This is a genomic window from Campylobacter sp. LH-2024, assembly GCF_048270605.1.
Taxonomy (GTDB): Bacteria; Campylobacterota; Campylobacteria; order Campylobacterales; family Campylobacteraceae; genus Campylobacter_D; species Campylobacter_D molothri.
The window spans coordinates 1,475,418-1,493,263 of record NZ_CP168139.1; the positions used below are offsets into that span (position 1 = coordinate 1,475,418).

General features: G+C 28.1%; 19 protein-coding genes and 2 pseudogenes. 4 read left to right on the forward strand and 17 right to left on the reverse strand.

The features are described from left to right. Positions 1 to 3: 3 nt before the first annotated feature. From ACD570_RS07570 to ACD570_RS07645, 16 genes and pseudogenes are all read right to left on the reverse strand, one after another. Positions 4 to 354 (reverse strand): RidA family protein, encoded by a 351-nt coding sequence (locus ACD570_RS07570; RefSeq protein ID WP_337204368.1) that lies wholly within the window; start codon positions 352 to 354, stop codon positions 4 to 6. After that, entirely contained in the window at positions 351 to 1,421 is a 1,071-nt protein-coding gene (serC, locus tag ACD570_RS07575; protein ID WP_417904282.1) for a phosphoserine transaminase, read from the reverse strand. The genes ACD570_RS07570 and serC overlap by 4 nt, the downstream gene beginning before the upstream one ends. 2 nt (positions 1,422 to 1,423) lie before the next feature. Further along, positions 1,424 to 2,593, reverse strand: a complete 1,170-nt coding sequence (gene xseA / locus ACD570_RS07580) for an exodeoxyribonuclease VII large subunit (protein WP_337208153.1) — start codon at positions 2,591 to 2,593, stop codon at positions 1,424 to 1,426. Continuing rightward, on the reverse strand, positions 2,590 to 3,297 hold the full coding sequence (gene ubiE / locus ACD570_RS07585; protein WP_337196467.1) for a bifunctional demethylmenaquinone methyltransferase/2-methoxy-6-polyprenyl-1,4-benzoquinol methylase UbiE: 708 nt from the start codon (positions 3,295 to 3,297) through the stop codon (positions 2,590 to 2,592). The genes xseA and ubiE overlap by 4 nt, the downstream gene beginning before the upstream one ends. Next, complete coding sequence (locus tag ACD570_RS07590) at positions 3,297 to 4,499, reverse strand: hypothetical protein (protein WP_337196466.1); 1,203 nt, start codon at positions 4,497 to 4,499, stop codon at positions 3,297 to 3,299. The genes ubiE and ACD570_RS07590 overlap by 1 nt, the downstream gene beginning before the upstream one ends. A gap of 44 nt (positions 4,500 to 4,543) precedes the next feature. Next, positions 4,544 to 4,954: a peroxide-responsive transcriptional repressor PerR gene (gene perR / locus ACD570_RS07595; RefSeq protein WP_337196465.1), complete on the reverse strand. Its 411-nt coding sequence runs from the start codon at positions 4,952 to 4,954 to the stop codon at positions 4,544 to 4,546. Between the two features lie 107 nt (positions 4,955 to 5,061). Continuing rightward, complete coding sequence (gene dxs, locus ACD570_RS07600; RefSeq protein ID WP_417904283.1) at positions 5,062 to 6,900, reverse strand: 1-deoxy-D-xylulose-5-phosphate synthase; 1,839 nt, start codon at positions 6,898 to 6,900, stop codon at positions 5,062 to 5,064. After that, positions 6,893 to 7,711 carry a flagellar assembly protein FliH gene (gene fliH, locus ACD570_RS07605; RefSeq protein ID WP_337205055.1) on the reverse strand — a complete coding sequence of 273 codons (819 nt, stop codon included), beginning with the start codon at positions 7,709 to 7,711 and terminating at the stop codon, positions 6,893 to 6,895. The genes dxs and fliH overlap by 8 nt, the downstream gene beginning before the upstream one ends. Before the next feature lie 6 nt (positions 7,712 to 7,717). Further along, the gene (fliG, locus tag ACD570_RS07610) at positions 7,718 to 8,746 is read right to left on the reverse strand and encodes a flagellar motor switch protein FliG (RefSeq protein ID WP_200281438.1); all 1,029 of its coding nucleotides are present in this window, start codon (positions 8,744 to 8,746) and stop codon (positions 7,718 to 7,720) included. Beyond that, positions 8,747 to 10,429 (reverse strand): flagellar basal-body MS-ring/collar protein FliF, encoded by a 1,683-nt coding sequence (fliF, locus tag ACD570_RS07615; protein WP_200281435.1) that lies wholly within the window; start codon positions 10,427 to 10,429, stop codon positions 8,747 to 8,749. A 230-nt stretch (positions 10,430 to 10,659) separates the two neighbouring features. After that, positions 10,660 to 10,911: pseudogene (gene pheA, locus ACD570_RS07620) on the reverse strand (chorismate mutase); the annotation flags it as partial. Continuing rightward, positions 10,899 to 11,666, reverse strand: a complete 768-nt coding sequence (locus ACD570_RS07625) for an HAD-IIA family hydrolase (RefSeq protein WP_337202698.1) — start codon at positions 11,664 to 11,666, stop codon at positions 10,899 to 10,901. The pseudogene pheA and the gene ACD570_RS07625, both read right to left, overlap by 13 nt. A 1-nt stretch (position 11,667) precedes the next feature. Then, the gene (gene lysA, locus ACD570_RS07630) at positions 11,668 to 12,876 is read right to left on the reverse strand and encodes a diaminopimelate decarboxylase (RefSeq protein WP_337204372.1); all 1,209 of its coding nucleotides are present in this window, start codon (positions 12,874 to 12,876) and stop codon (positions 11,668 to 11,670) included. 29 nt (positions 12,877 to 12,905) lie between these two features. Continuing rightward, positions 12,906 to 13,964: an LptF/LptG family permease gene (locus tag ACD570_RS07635; protein WP_337205054.1), complete on the reverse strand. Its 1,059-nt coding sequence runs from the start codon at positions 13,962 to 13,964 to the stop codon at positions 12,906 to 12,908. Between the two features lies 1 nt (position 13,965). After that, positions 13,966 to 14,508, reverse strand: coding sequence for an aminoacyl-tRNA hydrolase (gene pth / locus ACD570_RS07640; protein ID WP_337205053.1), 543 nt, complete (start codon positions 14,506 to 14,508; stop codon positions 13,966 to 13,968). Next, positions 14,505 to 15,041, reverse strand: a complete 537-nt coding sequence (locus ACD570_RS07645; protein ID WP_137620380.1) for a 50S ribosomal protein L25/general stress protein Ctc — start codon at positions 15,039 to 15,041, stop codon at positions 14,505 to 14,507. Before ACD570_RS07645 ends, pth begins: the two co-directional genes overlap by 4 nt. 106 nt (positions 15,042 to 15,147) lie before the next feature. On the opposite strand from ACD570_RS07645, the gene ACD570_RS07650 reads away from it, so the two are divergent. From ACD570_RS07650 to bioD, 3 genes are read left to right on the forward strand one after another with little or no spacing between them, the layout of a single operon-like run. Then, positions 15,148 to 15,480 carry a DMT family transporter gene (locus ACD570_RS07650; protein WP_234284793.1) on the forward strand — a complete coding sequence of 111 codons (333 nt, stop codon included), beginning with the start codon at positions 15,148 to 15,150 and terminating at the stop codon, positions 15,478 to 15,480. After that, positions 15,480 to 15,794, forward strand: a complete 315-nt coding sequence (locus ACD570_RS07655; protein WP_200281407.1) for a DMT family transporter — start codon at positions 15,480 to 15,482, stop codon at positions 15,792 to 15,794. Before ACD570_RS07650 ends, ACD570_RS07655 begins: the two co-directional genes overlap by 1 nt. Before the next feature lie 9 nt (positions 15,795 to 15,803). Continuing rightward, the gene (bioD, locus tag ACD570_RS07660; protein ID WP_337205052.1) at positions 15,804 to 16,376 is read left to right on the forward strand and encodes a dethiobiotin synthase; all 573 of its coding nucleotides are present in this window, start codon (positions 15,804 to 15,806) and stop codon (positions 16,374 to 16,376) included. Here bioD and ACD570_RS07665 read toward each other — a convergent pair. Next, on the reverse strand, positions 16,350 to 17,633 hold the full coding sequence (locus ACD570_RS07665; RefSeq protein WP_417904284.1) for an adenosylmethionine--8-amino-7-oxononanoate transaminase: 1,284 nt from the start codon (positions 17,631 to 17,633) through the stop codon (positions 16,350 to 16,352). The two genes, bioD and ACD570_RS07665, sit on opposite strands and share 27 nt — an antisense overlap. A 69-nt stretch (positions 17,634 to 17,702) precedes the next feature. Between ACD570_RS07665 and ACD570_RS07670 the strand changes: the two are divergent. Beyond that, positions 17,703 to 17,846: pseudogene (locus tag ACD570_RS07670) on the forward strand (pyridoxal phosphate-dependent aminotransferase family protein); the annotation flags it as partial.

Sequence of the window (17,846 nt, forward strand, 5' to 3'; positions counted from 1 at the left end):
TAATTATTTATTGCTTATCTTACCAAAAGCTTGAATTTCTATAAGGTAACCTTCTGCTAAAATACTTTGAACACAAGCTCTTACAGGTTTAGCATATTCTTTAATCCACTCATCATAAATTTCATTCATAGCTTCAAAATCTTCCATATTGGAAAGCCATATTTGAATTTGTATGAGAGAATTTTTATCAGCACCTATTTTTTTAAGTAAAAGTTCAATTTCTTTTAGAGCTTCTTTTGTTTGTTTTTTAATATCACCCTTAGGATCAAAAGCTACTTGCCCAGCTGTTGTAAAATAATCATCATAAACAACAATTTGAGACATTCTTTGACATTCATCATAACGTTTTATCATTGATATTTCCTTTTAAATTCTTCCATAAATTCACATAAAATTTGCACCTGTTCTAAAGAGATAGCATTATAAATACTCGCTCTAATTCCACCTAAAATTCTATGTCCTTTTAAACCTATCAATCCTTCTTTTTCAGCCTCTTGAACAAAAATAGGATCTAGATCTTTATTAATCGAGAAACTAACATTCATCAAAGATCTATCTTTTTTATAAGCATGCCCTTTATAAAATCCTTCACTTAAATCTATACAATCATAAAGCATTGTAGCTTTTTTTAAATTTCTATTATATATTTGATCAAGTCCACCTTGCTTTAAAATCCATTTTGTTTCCAAATCAAAAATATAAATAGCAAAAGTTGGAGGTGTATTATATAAAGACTGATTTTCAGCATGGATAGAATATTTAAGCATGCTAGTTAAATTTTTATAGCGTGATCTTTCAACCATATCCTTGCGTATAAAAACACAACTTAATCCAGAAATTCCAGCATTTTTTTGTATTCCACCGTAAAAAAGAGCTATATTTGAAAAATCAATTTTTTTAGAAAAAAAATCGCTCGAAGCGTCTACGATCAAAGGACTTTTTGTTTTAGGATAATCTTTAAATTGTGTTCCATAAATAGTATTATTTGAGCAAATATAAGCATAATCAGCATGATCACTAAAATCAATATTTGGAATATGATTAAATTCATCTTCTTCACTACTAGCAACCACTTTAACATTAACGCCTAAAATTTGAGCTTCTTTAATAGCCTTACTAGTCCAAATTCCTGTATTAACATATTCGCAAATTCCACCTAAAGATAAATTCATAGGTATCATTGCAAATTGTAAACTAGCACCTCCATGCAAAAAGAGAATTTCATATTCATCATTTAAACCATAAATCTCTTTAGCCCTTTTCATAGCTCCAAAATGGATTTCTTCAAAAACTTTAGAGCGATGTGAAATTTCCATAATAGAATAACCTTTACCCTGATAATCACATAATTCATTTCTTGCATGCTCTAAAATTTCTAAAGGTAAAGTAGAAGGACCTGCACTAAAATTAATCTTTCTCATCTTCACTCCTCTAAAATTTTTGCTTTTTTTTGTATAATTTGAGAGCTTAAAAGCACCGTATCGCCATGTTTTAAATCTTGTAATTTTACTATTTTACCATTATGGCTTAATGAAATTAAATTTTCACTTTTTTTAAAAAAATTTTCGTGTTGAAAAAAAGAATTTTCTATTTTTTCTAATTTTAAATTCGTTTTTTCTAATTTATTTTTAATTAAAAGTCTAATCTGTTTAATCAAAAATGTAATTTGTTCTTCTTTATCTCCTATAGTTTTTTTAAAAGATTTAGCTTTAAAAATCTGATATAAATTTAAAAGCAAATCTTGATAATTTTGTATCTTTTGATTTATTTCTTTTCTAAATTTTTCTTCTAAGTTGTCCAAATTTTGCTCTAAATCTAACTTGGAATAAAATAAAAAATCTATAGCTGCTGAAGGTGTTGGAGCCCTAAGATCAGCAACAAAATCACTAATAACATAATCAATTTCATGTCCAATAGCTGAAATAATAGGAGTTTGGGCTTTAAAAATTGCTCTTGCTAAATTTTCATCATTAAAGCAAAAAAGATCCTCCCGACTACCGCCTCCTCTAGCTATAATAAGGACATCAAGATTCATAGCATCAGCTTTTTTTAGAGCATTAATCAAAGAATTTGGTGCTGTACTACCTTGAGTTAAAGTATTAAATACATAAATTTTAGCTAAAAAATATTCTTTTTGATAAATAAGCTTTAACATATCTTGCAAAGCAGCTGAAGTTTTCGAAGTGATAATTCCTACTTTTTTTGGAAATTTAGGTAAGTTTTTTTTATGAATACTATCAAACATACCTTCTTTTTGTAATTTTTCTTTTAAGGCAATAAATTGGCTTTCCAAATCGCCAAATCCAGATTTTTTCATACTATTGGCAACAAATTGATATCGTCCACTTTCAGAATATAAGCTAACATTGCCAACTAACTCTAGTAAATCCCCTACTTCGGGTTTAAAGTGAACTTTTGAATTATTATTTTTAAACATAACACAAGCTATGCTTGATTTCTCATCTTTTAAGTCAAAATACCAATGTCCTGAACCATGGATAGTGATTTTTGAAATTTCACCACTAAGTACAATATCAATAAAATGCGTTTCTAATAAAGCCTTAGCTTTTAAATTTAATTCACTTGGGGTCATAATTTTCTAGCTATAAACATTGAACTAACACCAAAACTAAAGCTTTTAAAATCTAATATTTCAAAACCACAATCATTTAATTCTTTTATAAATTCTTCCTTACTTAAAAATTCATCAATAGAATTAGGCAAATATTCATATGCACTTTTATTTTTACTGATAATTCCACCTAAAGTTGGTAAAATATTTTTCAAATAAAAATCTCTTAAAGTTGCTATAAATCCACCTTTTTCTCTTTTTGTAAATTCCAAAATAACAAAAATTCCTCCTTTTTTTAAGACTCTAAAAAATTCACTTAAAGCCTGTTTTCTTTCTACCACATTACGAATTCCATAACTTATACTTACAATATCAACGCTTTGGTTTTCTAAAGGTAAATTTTGAGCCTTTGCTTGTATAAAATCAATATTTGGAAATTTTTGTTTAGCAATTTCTAACATACCCTCACTTGGATCAATACCTTTAATACTTGTAATATTTTTAGAAAGCATTCTAGCTTTTTCTTGCCATATGGCAATCATATCGCCTGTTCCACATGCAACATCGACTATACTGATAAAATCTGGTTTATAATACTTTAAAACCTTTTTACAAGCGTATTTACGCCAACTTATATCAACTCCAAAACTTAAAATTCTATTAGCCTTATCATAACTTGGAGCAATTTCATTGAACATTTCTATGATTTTATCTTGTTTTTGCATTAATACCCTTTGTAAATTTTTAATTCTCTATTTATTCTAGAGATTAATTTAAAAAATTTTTCCCTTTTTTTTATGATTTTTACAATTGCTTTTTCCCTGTCTTTAAAAAGAAAAAATTTTTCATTGAGTTTATTTAAAGGTTTTATATCAAAAAAATTACAAAAATATTCTAAAAAAATTAATAATCCTGAAAAACTTCTTGAAAATTTTTCATTCTCAAAATTTTTCAATAAATTTTTTTTAAAAAAAATCAATTTTTTTCTAAATTCATCCGCTAAAATTTGTTTAAAAAGTTTATCCTTTTGAGAACCTTCATAGAAAGAATTTTCTTTTATAAAAAAATCAAAATCGCTAAACAAACTTTGTAAATTTTCACTACTTAAAAATAAAAGTAATGCTTCAATATTTTTATCATTTTGAAAAAAAATATTAGATTTTTCAACAATTTCTTGAAATCTTAAAGATAAATTTGTATTCAAATTCTTATCAAAAATTTCTTCAGTATCAGATAAAATTATATTGATTTTATCAGCATAAGAAATAAATTGATAAAAATACTCTTCTTTTTTCTTATCTAAAGCTAAATTCCAATAAAATTTTAATTTTTTAAAAAGATAAAATAGAAAAATTCTATAACCTTCAAAAGCATTGATTAAACCTGAAAATTTTAAATCAAAGACCTGATTCTTTTCAATACTTTTAAAATATTTTTCTATATTAATTTGTTCAAAATCACAACCATAAAGAGTTATAAATTTAGAATCTAAAATATAATCAAATTCTTTTTGAATTTTAAATTCATATGGTAAGATAAAACGATTTGCCTCATCTAAAGTTGGAAAAAAAATTTTTAAAATACAAATTTTAGATTTATTATAAACCTCAATAAAACTTTTCAAAGAACAAAATTTAAACTCGTAACGTTTCTTTTTAATACCTTTTCCTATACTTTTTTTACGAGCTTTTTCAAATTCTTTTTTTGATATTTGTTCTTCTTGATTCTGTTCTAGAATTTTATCATTAGTTTCTATAATTTTATAGTAAAAGCCATCAAGACTCTTAAATTTTACACTTTGAGAGTAGGTTATTTTAGTATAAAAAATCTCAAGTTCGTGAATTTTAAATAAAATACCGTCTTCTTGAAGATTTTTTAAAAGCGTAGTATCTGGAAGTAAAAAATTTTTTTGAATTTCATATACCATTAAAATAACCTTTAAATTAATAGGTTATTTTAACTTTATTTTCCTTAATGACACTTTTTGCAACTATCAATATAGGTGCAAACCGCTAAATAATTAATCAAGCTTCCTATTTTCTTTTCTAAAAATTCTTGATATTCCTTAAGTTTCACATCCTTAAAACTAAGATCCTCTATATTTCCACATTTAGAACAAACAATATGCATATGTTCTTCTTCATAAATGTCATAACAAGTTTTTTGATTTAAAGCACTGATTTCAACAACTAAACCCTGTTCTCTTAAAGTATTTAAATTCTTATAAACCGTAGCGAGCGATATGGAAGGATATTCTTGTTTGATTTCTTTATAAAGCTCTTCAATATTTGGATGTTCATGTCTTTTTAAAATCTTTAAGATGCACAATCTTTGTGGAGTAGCTTTTAAATCATGCTTTTTAAGCATTTGTAATATTTCCATTATCAACAATCCTTAAAAATTTATAATGAAAGGAATGATAATAAATTTTTCATTAAAAGAAGTTTATATCAAGTAATATTTTTTATCATCTAATAAAATAAAATTAATTATTGCAAATATAATTTTATTTTTTCTATTATACTTTCAATATCAAGTTTTAATTTTTTTTCTACTTCACTTGTTTTTCCATGCTCGATAAATTCATCTTCATATTCAAAAGAAATGATCTTGATCTCCAAATCATTTTTTTGAATAAAAGCTTGCAGTAAACTTGCTACTCCACCAATTTTAGCATTTTCACTAAATACAAACCAAATTTTACTTTTTTTAGCTAAATCTTTTAAAAGCATCTCATCCAAAGGTTTAGCAAAAATTAAATCTATAAGATCAATTTTTTCTTGCATTTCATTTAAGACTTGCCAGGCTTTGCCCACGCCTTGTCCATAACCTATAAAAACAATTTCGCTTTTTTCATTTTTTATTAGCCATTGTGCTTTGCCTAACTCTACTTTAGAAGGATTAAATTCTTTATCCAAAATAAAACTACCTCTAGGGTAACGAAAAGCTAAAGGTCCTTTATGAAAATAAGCATATTCTATAATATTTTCCATCATTAACTCATCTCTAGGGGCAACAAGAGTTAAATGAGGTAAAGGTGCTAAAAAACTCACATCAAAAACACCCTGATGTGTTTCCCCATCTTCACCTACTATACCAGCTCTATCCATAGCAAAAACAACATTTAAATTCATAATAGCACAATCATGAATCACCTGATCATAAGCACGTTGTAAAAAAGTGCTATATATAGCTATAAAAGGTTTAAATCCTTCTCTTGCCATGGCTGCCATAGAAGTCACTGCATGCTGCTCAGCAATTGCAACATCCCAAAATCTTTTAGGAAATTTCTCAATTAATTTATCAAGACCTGTTCCACTAGGCATAGCAGCTGTAACACCTACAATATTTTCATATTTTGTTGCTAATTCTAATAATTTCTGAGAAAAAATTTCAGTTGCACTTTTAGTAGAACTTTTTTTTAAAAGTTCACCACTATTAATATCAAAAGCTCCTACGCCATGCCATTTAGAATGCTGACCTTCTGCTAAAGCATAACCCTTACCTTTTAAGGTTTGAGCATGAATTACACAAGGTTTTTGCATTGCTTTTGCTTGTTTTAAAGCAGAAATAATTTCTGTTAAGTTATGTCCATTTATAGGACCTATATATTCAAGTCCTAACTCTTCAAATAAAAGCCCAGGAGTAATCAATCTAAAACTTTCTTCAAAACGCTTAGCCATATAAGTTGCAGAATCAGGTAAAACATCTAACATTTTTACGACTCGTTTTTTAAAATTCTGATAAAACTGTGTCGCCATTGCTTGAGAAAGATATTTTGAAATAGCACCTATTGGTTTTGAAATACTCATTTCATTGTCGTTTAAGATTATAACACAAGGAAATTTAGAATCTCCTAACTCATTTAAAGCTTCATAAGCCATTCCTGCACTTAAAGCTCCATCACCTATGAGTGCCACAGGGATGCGTTTTTCATTCTTTAAAGCTATAGCTTTACAAGCTCCAACTGCTAAAGAAATAGATGTGCTAGAGTGTCCAGCGATAAAATAGTCTCCTTCACTAGGTTTTGTATAACCACTTAGTCCATCTATTTGTCTTAAAGTATGAAAAATTTTTTCTTTTCCGCTTAAAAGTTTATGAGTATAAGATTGATGTGAAACATCAAAAATAAAAGGATCATTTTTTGCATCAAAAACTGTATGCATAGCTATTGTTAACTCTACTGCTCCTAAATTAGAACTTAAATGTCCACCATTTTTAGAAACAATTTTTATAATTTCTTCTCTAATTTTTTGAGCAAGATTTTCAAGTTCTTTAATGCTTAAAGATTGTAGTTTTTCTTGAGTGTGGGTAAAAATCTCATTCATTATTGATCATCTTTTTAATTTTAGTCAAACGAGAATTTAAATTAGATTCTATATTTCCAGCATCACTTAAGATAATCACACTTCCTTTGCTAATAGCATCATCAAGACTTATTTTTATGTGTTTAAACTCATTAAAATGCTCTTTTAAATAATCATAATCATTAGAATTAACCTTAATTTCAATTGCGCTAGCCCCTTTTAATTCACTCACCAAATTTTGGGCTAAAGCATATGCAATTTTACTAGAATTATCTTCAAGTTCTTTAATGATAACTTCCTTAGCTATATCTATAGCTGTATCAGCTAATTCTTTTTCATTTTTTTCTATAAAAGAATCTAATTTTACACAGGCCTCATCAAGCTTAGCTACACTTTTTAAATATTTATCTTTTAATTCATCTAACTCCTTTTGAAATTCTATTTTAGCTTGTTCATATCCTTCTTTTGAAAATTTTTCCTTAGCATTTTCAAGTTCAGAATTTAAGCGGTTGTTAAATTCATTTTCTTGGCTTTCAATTTGCATTTGAAGCTTTATAATATTGCTTGACATTTCATCGGTTTTTTTAAGCAAATCCTCTACAAAACTTGGTTGAAAAGAAGGTGATACATTGGATTCATTTTCAATAGGCTCTAAATTAGGTACTTCTTCTTGTTTTGGCTCTGATGGTACAGGATTGGAAATTAACTTTTCAATTTCTTGAGTATTTTTCTCTACTTTATTATCAAACTCTGAGATAACCTTAAAATGATAACCTTCAACAACATGTTGTTTTGAGGTTGCACCTGAAATAACGTTACTACGACTAGCCATTTTTACCTACTCTATCATTTCATCAGCATCACCTGTTTGGACTAGGCCTTGCTCTGCTAATTTTTGTACCACTTCAACTACTTTTCTTTGCGCATCTTCAACATCTTTCACGCGCACTGCACCCAAAAATCCCATTTCTTCAAGAAAAGCTTCGCTTGCACGCGTAGACATATTTGCTAAGAATTTTTGTTTTAACTCTTCGCTAGCTCCTTTAAGACCTATCATAAGATCTTTTTTATCTGCAACTTTTAAAATTTCTCTTATTGCTTGAGTGCTGAGTTTTTGTATATCATCAAAAGTAAACATAAGTTCTTTAATAGTTTCAGCTAATCTCTCATCGCTTTGTTCAATATAAGTAATAGTAGATTTAGAAGCCTTTTGTCCTAAGCGATTAAGCACTTCAGCAACTGCTCTTGGACCACCCACTTCAACTTTATAAGAAGTAAGGCTTTCAAGCTTACTTTCTAAAACAGCAGAAACTCTTTTAATAATACTTGGAGAAATATCACCAAGATTTGCCATTCTTATAACAACTTCAGCTCTTAATTCATCACTAAAATATTCTAAAGTTTCAGCAGCATGAATTGAATCCATATGCGCTAAAATAAGAGCAATAGTTTGTGGGTGTTCTTTTACGATAAAGTCAGCAAGTTGCTGAGGCTTAATTTGCGCCAAATAAGCAAAATTCTGATTATTCTCCATACTTTTAGTAAGTTTTTCAAGAATTTTATTAGCAATTTCAGGACCAAAAGTACGAAATAGTATTTCTTTAGCATATTCCAAACCACCACTTTTAATATATTGATTGGATTGAAGTAAAGTGTAAAATTCCTCTAAAACAGCTGTTGCTACAGATCTATCAACATTTTTAGCCATAGCAATATATCGTGAAATTTCTGTAATAACATCGATTTCCATATGCGAAAAAACAGAAGTTGTAGCATCTTCACCAAGTTGTATAAGAAAAATCGCTACCTTTTCAGGCATTGATAAATCATCATAAACCATTTTTTGTTCTTCGCTAAGCTTGATCATCTATATATCCTTATCACCAAATTCGCTATCATTTTGAATTAAATTCTGTAAAAGTACAGCAATTTCTTCACCTTTATCACTCACTAAACCTCTTAGTTTCTCAAGTAAAACTTCATACTGAATAGTATCTTCATTAAAGCTATCTCCAAATCCAAGTTGTTCTTCGACTTTTTTTCTAGCCATATTGAATTTTTCTAATGCATCTTCAGCTTCATCTATAATCGCATTAACACCGCCCTCTTGAGCTTCTTCTTGAGCAGCCATATCCTCAAGCATTTTTTGCGTAAATGGAGTAATAACTTTTTTGTAAAAAATAAAAAGCAATATTGCCGCAATAAAATACTTAACAGGCGGAATAAAAGGTTCAATAAAACGATTGTAAAATGTTTTAACCTTACTTTCAACCCTAATAGTTTCACGATGGAATGGTAAATTTTGCACTACAACGCTATCACCCCTAGCTTGATTATAATTAATAGTACTTTTAACGATACTCTCTATACTAGCTAATTCTTGTTTTGTAAGAGGAACATATTCGCTTTTAACATCTCCATTTGCATCTACAACATCTTGATATTTTCCATCAATAGTAACAGCAGCTGAAGTTCTAACAATAGTTGCAAATTGCTTTTTTGTATTTGTAATTGTTTTTGAAATTTCATTATTTGTTGTAACTTGATTTTTTTTATAAGTATCAATTTCTCCTTTATTATCAAGTCCTTCAACAGGACCTATATTAGAAACTGCACCTGGAACACCTTGAACTTCACGATCCTTTCTTCCAGTTCTTTCCTCATTCAAGGTTTGCTCACTTCTTACAACAGTATTTGGATCATAAATTTCACTTTGAGATTCTTGCTTAGAGAAATCAAAATCTATATTTACACTTACTTTTACCTTATCCGTTCCCCCTGCAAAAGGAGCTAAATTCTCTATAATTTTATCTTCTAAAGCTTTCTCTTGATCGCTTTTATATTTAATCTGTTCTCGAACCAAATCATCGCTATTATCTTTATCATCTAAAGGGATGCCTCTTTGATCACTGATTTTAATATTATCTTTTTTAAGATTTGCAACTGCAGCAGAAACAATATTTTTAATCCCATCAATTTGCTTTGCTGTGAGTCTTAATCCTTCTTTAACATTAACCACTACTGAAGCAGTTGGTGGAATTTGTCTTTCTGTAAAAACAGAATCTTTTGGAATAGCTATATGCACAACCGCGCTACGAATAGGCTCTAAAGTTTCAATTGTTCTTGATAGTTCACCCTCAAGAGCTCTTCTATATTTTATAGCGATATCTTGATCAGTTGCTCCAAATTGTTGTTGATCAAAAGCTTCAAAACCTATACGACTATCCTTGATAAGTCCTTCACTTGCAATAAACATTCTTTGGCGATAAACCTGATCTTTAGGGACTAAAATTTTATTTTCGCTGGCAAGCTTATAAGGGATATTATTTTGTTCGAGTTTAGCCACAATAGCAGCTGAAGAGCTAGGACTAACATTTTCTACTAAAACTGCATATCCATCGCTAGAACCGTTTCCACCTCCGCGAAATAATGCTAAAAATACCAAAAAACCTACAACCACTACTATAGACGCAGCAATAACAATCAATTGCTTACGAGTTAATTTTTGAAAAAGTTGTCCGATTTGGTGCAGCATTTCTTTAAAATCCATTAATTTTCAGTCCTTAGCTTAATGATTTTTATATTTTAATTCTTTAAAAATTTCAATTAATCAGCAAATTTTATCAATTTTAATGTAATTTTACCAAATTTATTTACTAAACTCATAAAATATTTTTATATTATCAAAAACATTTTAGCAAAAAGCACTTTATAATTTTTAAAAATTTATATTTAATTTTATATTTTGTTACAAAAAATATAAAATTTATTTTAAAATCTTTCTAAACTTCTTGCAACAAAAAAAATTTTATTATAAATCAATTCTATTGCATTGTGATCTAAATTTTCTAGATTTTTATTTTTTAAACGATCAAGAATTGCTTTTTCTCTTTTAGGATAGTAAATTTTTTTATTATGATTTTTTTTAATCTCTCCTATTATTTTAACATAAGTCATTCTTTCATTTAAAAGTTCTAAAATTTCATCATCTATTTTATCAATTTTTTCTCTTAATTCTTTTAAATCAAGCATTGCTCTTCCTTTAAAATTTCAAAAACACTAGGATAAACTCCATCAAGAATACCTGCATCAATACCTTTAGTATTATTTAATTTTCCACTTAAAACCAAATAAGTTTTCATATTTAATTCTTTTGCTTTAAGTAAATCTCCTTTAAAATCATCGCTAATTATTTTTATATCCTCAAATCGAGCATTTTGATTTTGCATTTTTAATAATTTTAAAGCCTCTTTATAAAAAAGAAAACTTGGTTTGCCCACAACATCATATTCAAAATGAACAGCATTTTTAAGCATAGCCATTATACTTCCTACTCCTGGGTAAGATTTGTTATCTTTTTTATAAATACTACTTTCATGCATTGCCACAACTTTAACTCCATTTTTAATCATTTCTATAATACTGGCAAAGTCTTTAAATTTAAAATCATCAAAACTAGCAATAAAAACTAATTTTGGGTTTTTAAAATCTAATTTAAATCCGAGCATTTCAAGACTTTGTAAAAATTCATTAGCACCAAAAGCAGCAACCTTACAAGGCTCAAAAAGAGTTTTTAAAATGCAAAAAGGATCTAAATAGGCATTATCTTTTATATTTAAACCCTTTTGTCTTAAAAATTCTAAAAAATTAAGTTTTTTAGTATTGTTTGTGATAATAACATAAGCAAGATTATTTGTATTTAAAAAATCAATTAATTCTTTAGCCCCAAAAATCAAAGATTTATCAGCATCTGAAATAAGAGTTCCTTGAACATCTAGAAAAAACATTTTAAACCTTTACAAACTTCTCCTCTAAAGCAATTTGATCTTCAAAGCTTTCTCTTTGGCGAATCAATCTTACTATACCATCTTCTAAAGCTAATTCGCAAACCTTATTTCTAGTATTATAATTACTACTCATACTAAAGCCATATGCCCCAGTATTTTTAATAACCATTATATCACCATTTTGTGTATAAGGTAACAATCTTGCTTTAGCAAAAAAATCACCACTTTCACAAACCCCACCCACAACATCACAAGGGGTTTCTTCTCCTTGATTGTAAGGCATATAAATTTCATGATAAGCCTCATATAAACTTGGACGTATTAAATCATTCATCGCTCCATCAACAATGATAAAACGCTTTGTTTTATTATATTTTTCATAAAGAACTGAGCAAACAAATTCTCCATTTTTGGCCACTAAAAATCGTCCAGGTTCCATTCCAATAGTCACATCAAGTCCATTAAGGTTAGATAAAATTCTTTGAGCATACTCATAAAGATTAGGCTCTAAATCCTGTTTTTCATAAGCTACACCAAGTCCTCCACCAATATCAAAAAATTTAAGATTAATTTTTAAAGCCTTTAATTCTTTAACAAGTTTTGAAACAATACTAGCTGCCTCATATATAGGAGTTAAATTTAAAAGCTGAGAACCTATATGAAAATGCACCCCAACAGGCTCTAAAAAAGGAGAATTATTTGCATAAATATACATCTTCTTAGCACACTCAATTTCAACTCCAAATTTATTTTCATTTAATCCAGTAGAAATATAAGGATGAGTCTTTGCATCTACATTAGGATTAACTCTGATGCTAATTCTTGCTTTAGTATTTAATTCTTTAGCTACTTGTTCTAAAAGCATCATTTCAGCTTCGCTTTCAAGATTAATATATAAAATATTATATTTTAAAGCAAGTTTTAATTCTTCTGCAGTTTTACCCACTCCGCTAAAAATAATTTTATAAGGTTTTGCACCAACTTTTAAAGCGCGTTTAACTTCACCTATACTTACACAATCAAATCCGCTATCTAATTTTACAAGCATTTGTAAAAGACTTAAATTTGAATTAGCTTTTACTGCATAAAAAATTTGTGATTTTCTAGCTTTAAAAGCATTTTTTAATTCTAAAAATTTTTCTTTAATCGCATCAAAATTATAAATATAAAAAGGGGTTTGAAATTCATTTTTAAGTTTTTTATAATCCATATTTTCCTTCTTTAAATTTTAATATTTAATCAGCGATTTTTATAAAATTTCATTAAACTAAAAAAACCTAATAATACAATAGGTAAAACAATACCAATTTCACTGATTATAACACCATTTTCACTTAATCTTGAAAACAAAAATAAAAGCCCCCAAGACAGTAATGTCACAATAAAAGCGACAAAAGCGACAAAAGCAAGATTAAAAAATCTAGAAATAACAGGAAAATAATAATACATAATAAGCATTAAAAAAGGGGCAAAAAAAGGCATAAATATAAGTTTATAAAGATTAATTTTTAGTGTTTCTATACTAATATTTTGATCTTTAAAAAGCTTTAAACTCTCCCAAGCATCTAAAATAGAATAATTACTGTTGCTTGCAACACTTTCAATAATTTTTGGTTTAAAACCCTCCAAGGCACTCAATTCCTTAAATTCTTGCACATCAAGCCCTTTGGCTCCAAGAATATATTCTTTAGGAAGTGTGGTTAAATTTCCATCTTTTAAGATCCAATTTCCCTCTTTAAAGGATGCTGTTTTAGCTTCAACAAAAGAATTTAAGGTTGAGTTATTAAGATCAAAAATTTTTATATTTTGGACACTATTTTGACCATTATTTATTTTGGAAATATAAACAAAATCATTATTAAATTTTAAAAAAACTTCTCCACCTTGTTTATTTAAAACTCCATTTTTTAAAATATTTTTTTTATAATCATTTGCATAAGCAAAAGAAGTAAAATTTAAACCAATATAAATACAGCAAAAAAACAAAGCCCATAAAAAAGGGAAAATAACAACCAAATTTTTACTGATACCCAAAGCATAAAAACTTACAAACTCATTGGTTCTAATCATTGAAATGAGCGATAATATAAATGCAAAAACAATAGAAAGTGGTAAAATATAAGGTACAGCAGAACAAGCTAAAAAAACTGTATAGAGTAATTGAAGATTCACACTTTGTGGCAAATCTTTAAAATTTAAAAGTAAATCAATACCGCAATAAAAACCAATTAAAGATAAAAATATTATAAAAAAATTCTTAAGATAAATTTCTGAAATAAAACGAAAAAAAATCCACATTTTAAGCTCTTAAACTATACAAAGATGAAACACTTGATAAATCTTTTTCAACTAGTTTAAATAATGCTTTTTTAGAGTGCTCTAAGATTTTATCTAAAATTATTTTTTCCTCATTATTAAATTGTCCTAGAACATGCGAAATAACATTCTCTCCTTTTCCTACTCCTATGCGTATTCTTTCATAATCATTTCCGCATAAAGAATCGATACTTTTTAGCCCATTATGCCCACCGCTTGATCCACCTTTTTTAAAACGCAAAGCTCCTAAATTAATATCGATATCATCATGTATAACTATAATTCTTTCACATTTGTAAAAATCTTTAACCGCTTTAACACTAATGCCTGAATTATTCATGTAAGTACTAGGTTTAAGAAGAAGCAAAGAAGAACCGATTTTAAATAGCTCTCCTTTAAATTTTGAATTCGTAAGATTTGTAAAATTTTGATCTTTTAAGATTAAATCAATGAGCATAAAGCCTACATTATGGCGAGTATTTTTATATTCCTCGCCTATATTGCCAAGCCCTACGACTAATATCATCTAGCTTTTTCTACGCCAACAACCGCTATCCTATCAGCGTCTAAAATAGTAACACCTTCAGGAACTACTACATCACGAACAAGTAAAGCATCACCTACATCAAGTTTGCTAACATCAAGTTCAAAGAAATTTGGTAAATTTTCAGCCTTGCATTTAACTTTTAATCTTCTTTTAGATTGGATTAAAACACCTTTATTTTTAAGACCGATAGCGGTTCCTGTGATTTTAACTGGGATCATATATTTAGAAATTACACCTTTTTGTGCAACTTTTAAGTCCACGTGTTTTAAATCGCTTGTAACTGGATCTTTTTGATAATCCACAACTACAACATTTAAAGTTTGAGAACCTACTTTAACATCAAAAGCTAAAGTTGTTTTTTTACGAACTTCTTTAATGAATTCATTGACCTTAAAAGCAGCATGGATATTTTCTAGTCCTTTACCATAGATGTTTGCTATTAGATAACCATCTCTTTTTAAAGCTTTAGCTGCTTTTCTACCGATACTCTCTCTAACGATACCTTCTAACATCTTTTTATCCTTTCAAAAAAATAAGCGTTAATTTTATCTAATATTGGCTTAGTTAAAAGTAAAAAAGTATATAATTACGATTTAAAACTATATTTGGGATATTTTTTTGAAAAAAGAATTAAATACTGCTTGGTTATGGGTTATTTTTGGAGCCTTAATAGAATGTTTTTGGGTGAGTGGTTTAAAATACTCCTATGAAATTTGGCACTATCTTTTAACAGCTATTGGAATTTTTATCTCTTTTAATTGTTTTTTAAAAGCATGTAAAAAAATAGAAATTAGCATAGCTTATAGTGTTTTTGTAGGCATTGGAACCGCTGGTATTGTAGTGGCTGAAATTGCTATTTTTCATGAAAAATTTTCTATCTTAAAAATCTTTTTCATACTGCTTTTATTGCTCGGTGTAATAGGTTTAAAATTCAGTTCTAAAGAGAATTAATGGCTTGGATATTTTTAATCATTGCTGGAATTTGTGAAATTATAGGTGTTATCATCATGAAAAAATACGTAAATACACACGCAAAAAAATATCTTTTAGCTCTTATAGTGTGTTTTATGTGTTCTTTTATGAGTTTGAGTTTAAGTATGCAAAGCATTGCAATGAGTATTGCTTATGCTATTTGGACGGGTATTGGTGCTGTTGGTAGTGTTGTAGTGGGTGTGGTTTTATTTAAAGAGAGTAAAAATTTCTTAAAGCTCTTTTTTATTTTAGTGATTTTAGTTTCTACCATAGCTTTAAAATTACTTTCTTAAAGGATTAAAATGCAAATTTATATCAGCGGTATTCATACTGATGTTGGAAAAACATATTTAAGCGCTAGAATTTGCAAAGAATTAGGTTTTGATTATTTTAAACTCATTCAAGCAGGCACTCCAAAAGATAGTGATATCATAGCTCAATTTAGCCCAAAAACTAAAATTTTTAAAGAAGGTATATTTTTACAAACTCCTGTATCACCCCATAAGGCAAGAACTTTAGAAGGATTAAATTATAAAGCTTTTGATATTGCTTTGCCTCAAAGTGATAAACTCATTATAGAGCTTGCAGGTGGTCTTTTTTCACCTATTGATGATGAAAAAACCATGATTGATTTTATGCAAAAATTTAAACGCCCTACTATTTTAGTCGCAAAAGATTATCTAGGAAGCATCAATCATACTCTTTTAAGTATAGAAGCTTTAAAACAAAAAGATATACCTATCCTTGCTTTAGTTTTAAAAAGTGAGGATCATTTTAGTAAGGATTTTATCAGCAAATACACACAAATTCCTATCATAGATTTTAATGATAGGGTTTGCGAAAAACTTTCAAAAATCATTAAAAATTTGTTCTAAACTATCCACTACATAAGAAATTTGCTCCTTTGTAATCACATAAGGGGGCATAAAATAAATCGTATTTCCAAGTGGCCTTAAAAGCAAATCTTTTTTTAAAGCTCTTTTAAAAACCTCAAGCCCAGCTCTTTCATACTTTGAATTTAAAATATCAAAAGCACTAATCATCCCGCAAATTCTAAAATTACCAAGAAAATCAAATTTTTTAAGTCTTGAAAATTCTTGCTCGATAAAGGTGCTTAAAATTTTATTTTTTTCTAAAATATTTTCATTTTCAAATATATCTAAAACCGCATTAGCAGCAGCACAAGCTAAAGTATTTCCTGTATAACTATGAGAATGCAAAAAAGCTTTATACTCTTTATAGGGTGCATAAAAAGCTTGATAAATTTCGTCCTTAGTAAGCACTACAGAAAGAGGCATAAATCCGCCAGTAATTCCCTTTGAAAGACAAATAAAATCTGGAGTTTGTTTGCATTGGTGTAAAGCAAAAAGTGTCCCTGTGCGTCCAAAACCTACAGCAATTTCATCAAAGATAACTTGCACATTAAATTCATGACAAATTTTTATGGCTTCATCAATAAATCCTGCCTCATACATATGCATATTTCCAGCACACTGCACTAAAGGTTCTAAGATAAAAGCACAAATTTCACTAGAATGCTTTTCTAAAATCTCTTTTAAAATAAAAAGCTCTTCTTCATAATTTTTACTTTTTGGAACCGGAGTATTAAGGCATTTTAAAAGCAAAGGATTATAAGTATTTTTATAAAGCGCAACATCTCCTACGCTTAATGCTCCTAAAGTTTCACCATGATAAGAATTGCTTAGAGATAAAAATTTATTTTTTTTAAAACCCTGATTTAAATGATAATGAAAACTCATTTTAAGTGCTATTTCTACAGCACTTGATCCATTATCCGCATAAAAACATTTATTAAAATCTCTCCCAACTTTTTCACAAAGCTTAGTTGAAAGCTTTATAATAGGCTCATGCGTAAAACCGGCTAAAATCACATGCTCAAGCTCATCAACTTGCTTTTTAATAGCATTTGCGATTTTTTCATTACAATGCCCAAAAAGATTCACCCACCAAGAACTGATACAATCTAAATATCTTTTATCATTAAAATCATAAAGCCAAACTCCTTTAGCTTTTTTTATAGGGATTAAAGGCACATTTTCATGATCTTTCATTTGAGTACAAGGGTGCCAAATATGTTTTAAATCAAGCTGTTTTAAAAATTCATTATCCATAATCTAACTTCTTTTTTAAAAATAATGTGGCAAAATAATACTTTAAAATTCTAAATTTTTAGGAAAAAAATGTCCGTTGATAAAATCTTACAAGATTTAAAAAATGATCACAATTTTAGAACTCTACCTCATCTACGTCATGAGGGAAAATTTGTTTATAAGGAAAGTAAAAAACTTTTAAATTTAGCTTCAAATGATTACTTAGCACTCTCT

Bases quoted from the DNA above. Each gene is read 5' to 3' on its own strand.
- ACD570_RS07570 (WP_337204368.1), bottom strand. From the start codon at position 354: ATGATAAAACGTTATGATGAATGTCAAAGAATGTCTCAAATTGTTGTT.
- fliG (WP_200281438.1), bottom strand. From the start codon at position 8,746: ATGATCAAGCTTAGCGAAGAACAAAAAATGGTTTATGATGATTTATCA.
- perR (WP_337196465.1), bottom strand. From the start codon at position 4,954: ATGGAAATATTACAAATGCTTAAAAAGCATGATTTAAAAGCTACTCCA.
- ACD570_RS07625 (WP_337202698.1), bottom strand. From the start codon at position 11,666: ATGTTTTTTCTAGATGTTCAAGGAACTCTTATTTCAGATGCTGATAAA.
- fliF (WP_200281435.1), bottom strand. From the start codon at position 10,429: ATGGATTTTAAAGAAATGCTGCACCAAATCGGACAACTTTTTCAAAAA.
- ACD570_RS07655 (WP_200281407.1), top strand. From the start codon at position 15,480: ATGGCTTGGATATTTTTAATCATTGCTGGAATTTGTGAAATTATAGGT.
- ubiE (WP_337196467.1), bottom strand. From the start codon at position 3,297: ATGCAAAAACAAGATAAAATCATAGAAATGTTCAATGAAATTGCTCCA.
- ACD570_RS07635 (WP_337205054.1), bottom strand. From the start codon at position 13,964: ATGTGGATTTTTTTTCGTTTTATTTCAGAAATTTATCTTAAGAATTTT.
- lysA (WP_337204372.1), bottom strand. From the start codon at position 12,876: ATGGATTATAAAAAACTTAAAAATGAATTTCAAACCCCTTTTTATATT.
- ACD570_RS07665 (WP_417904284.1), bottom strand. From the start codon at position 17,633: ATGGATAATGAATTTTTAAAACAGCTTGATTTAAAACATATTTGGCAC.
- ACD570_RS07645 (WP_137620380.1), bottom strand. From the start codon at position 15,041: ATGTTAGAAGGTATCGTTAGAGAGAGTATCGGTAGAAAAGCAGCTAAA.
- fliH (WP_337205055.1), bottom strand. From the start codon at position 7,711: ATGGCTAGTCGTAGTAACGTTATTTCAGGTGCAACCTCAAAACAACAT.
- serC (WP_417904282.1), bottom strand. From the start codon at position 1,421: ATGAGAAAGATTAATTTTAGTGCAGGTCCTTCTACTTTACCTTTAGAA.
- xseA (WP_337208153.1), bottom strand. From the start codon at position 2,593: ATGACCCCAAGTGAATTAAATTTAAAAGCTAAGGCTTTATTAGAAACG.
- ACD570_RS07590 (WP_337196466.1), bottom strand. From the start codon at position 4,499: ATGGTATATGAAATTCAAAAAAATTTTTTACTTCCAGATACTACGCTT.
- dxs (WP_417904283.1), bottom strand. From the start codon at position 6,900: ATGAATGAGATTTTTACCCACACTCAAGAAAAACTACAATCTTTAAGC.
- pth (WP_337205053.1), bottom strand. From the start codon at position 14,508: ATGATATTAGTCGTAGGGCTTGGCAATATAGGCGAGGAATATAAAAAT.
- bioD (WP_337205052.1), top strand. From the start codon at position 15,804: ATGCAAATTTATATCAGCGGTATTCATACTGATGTTGGAAAAACATAT.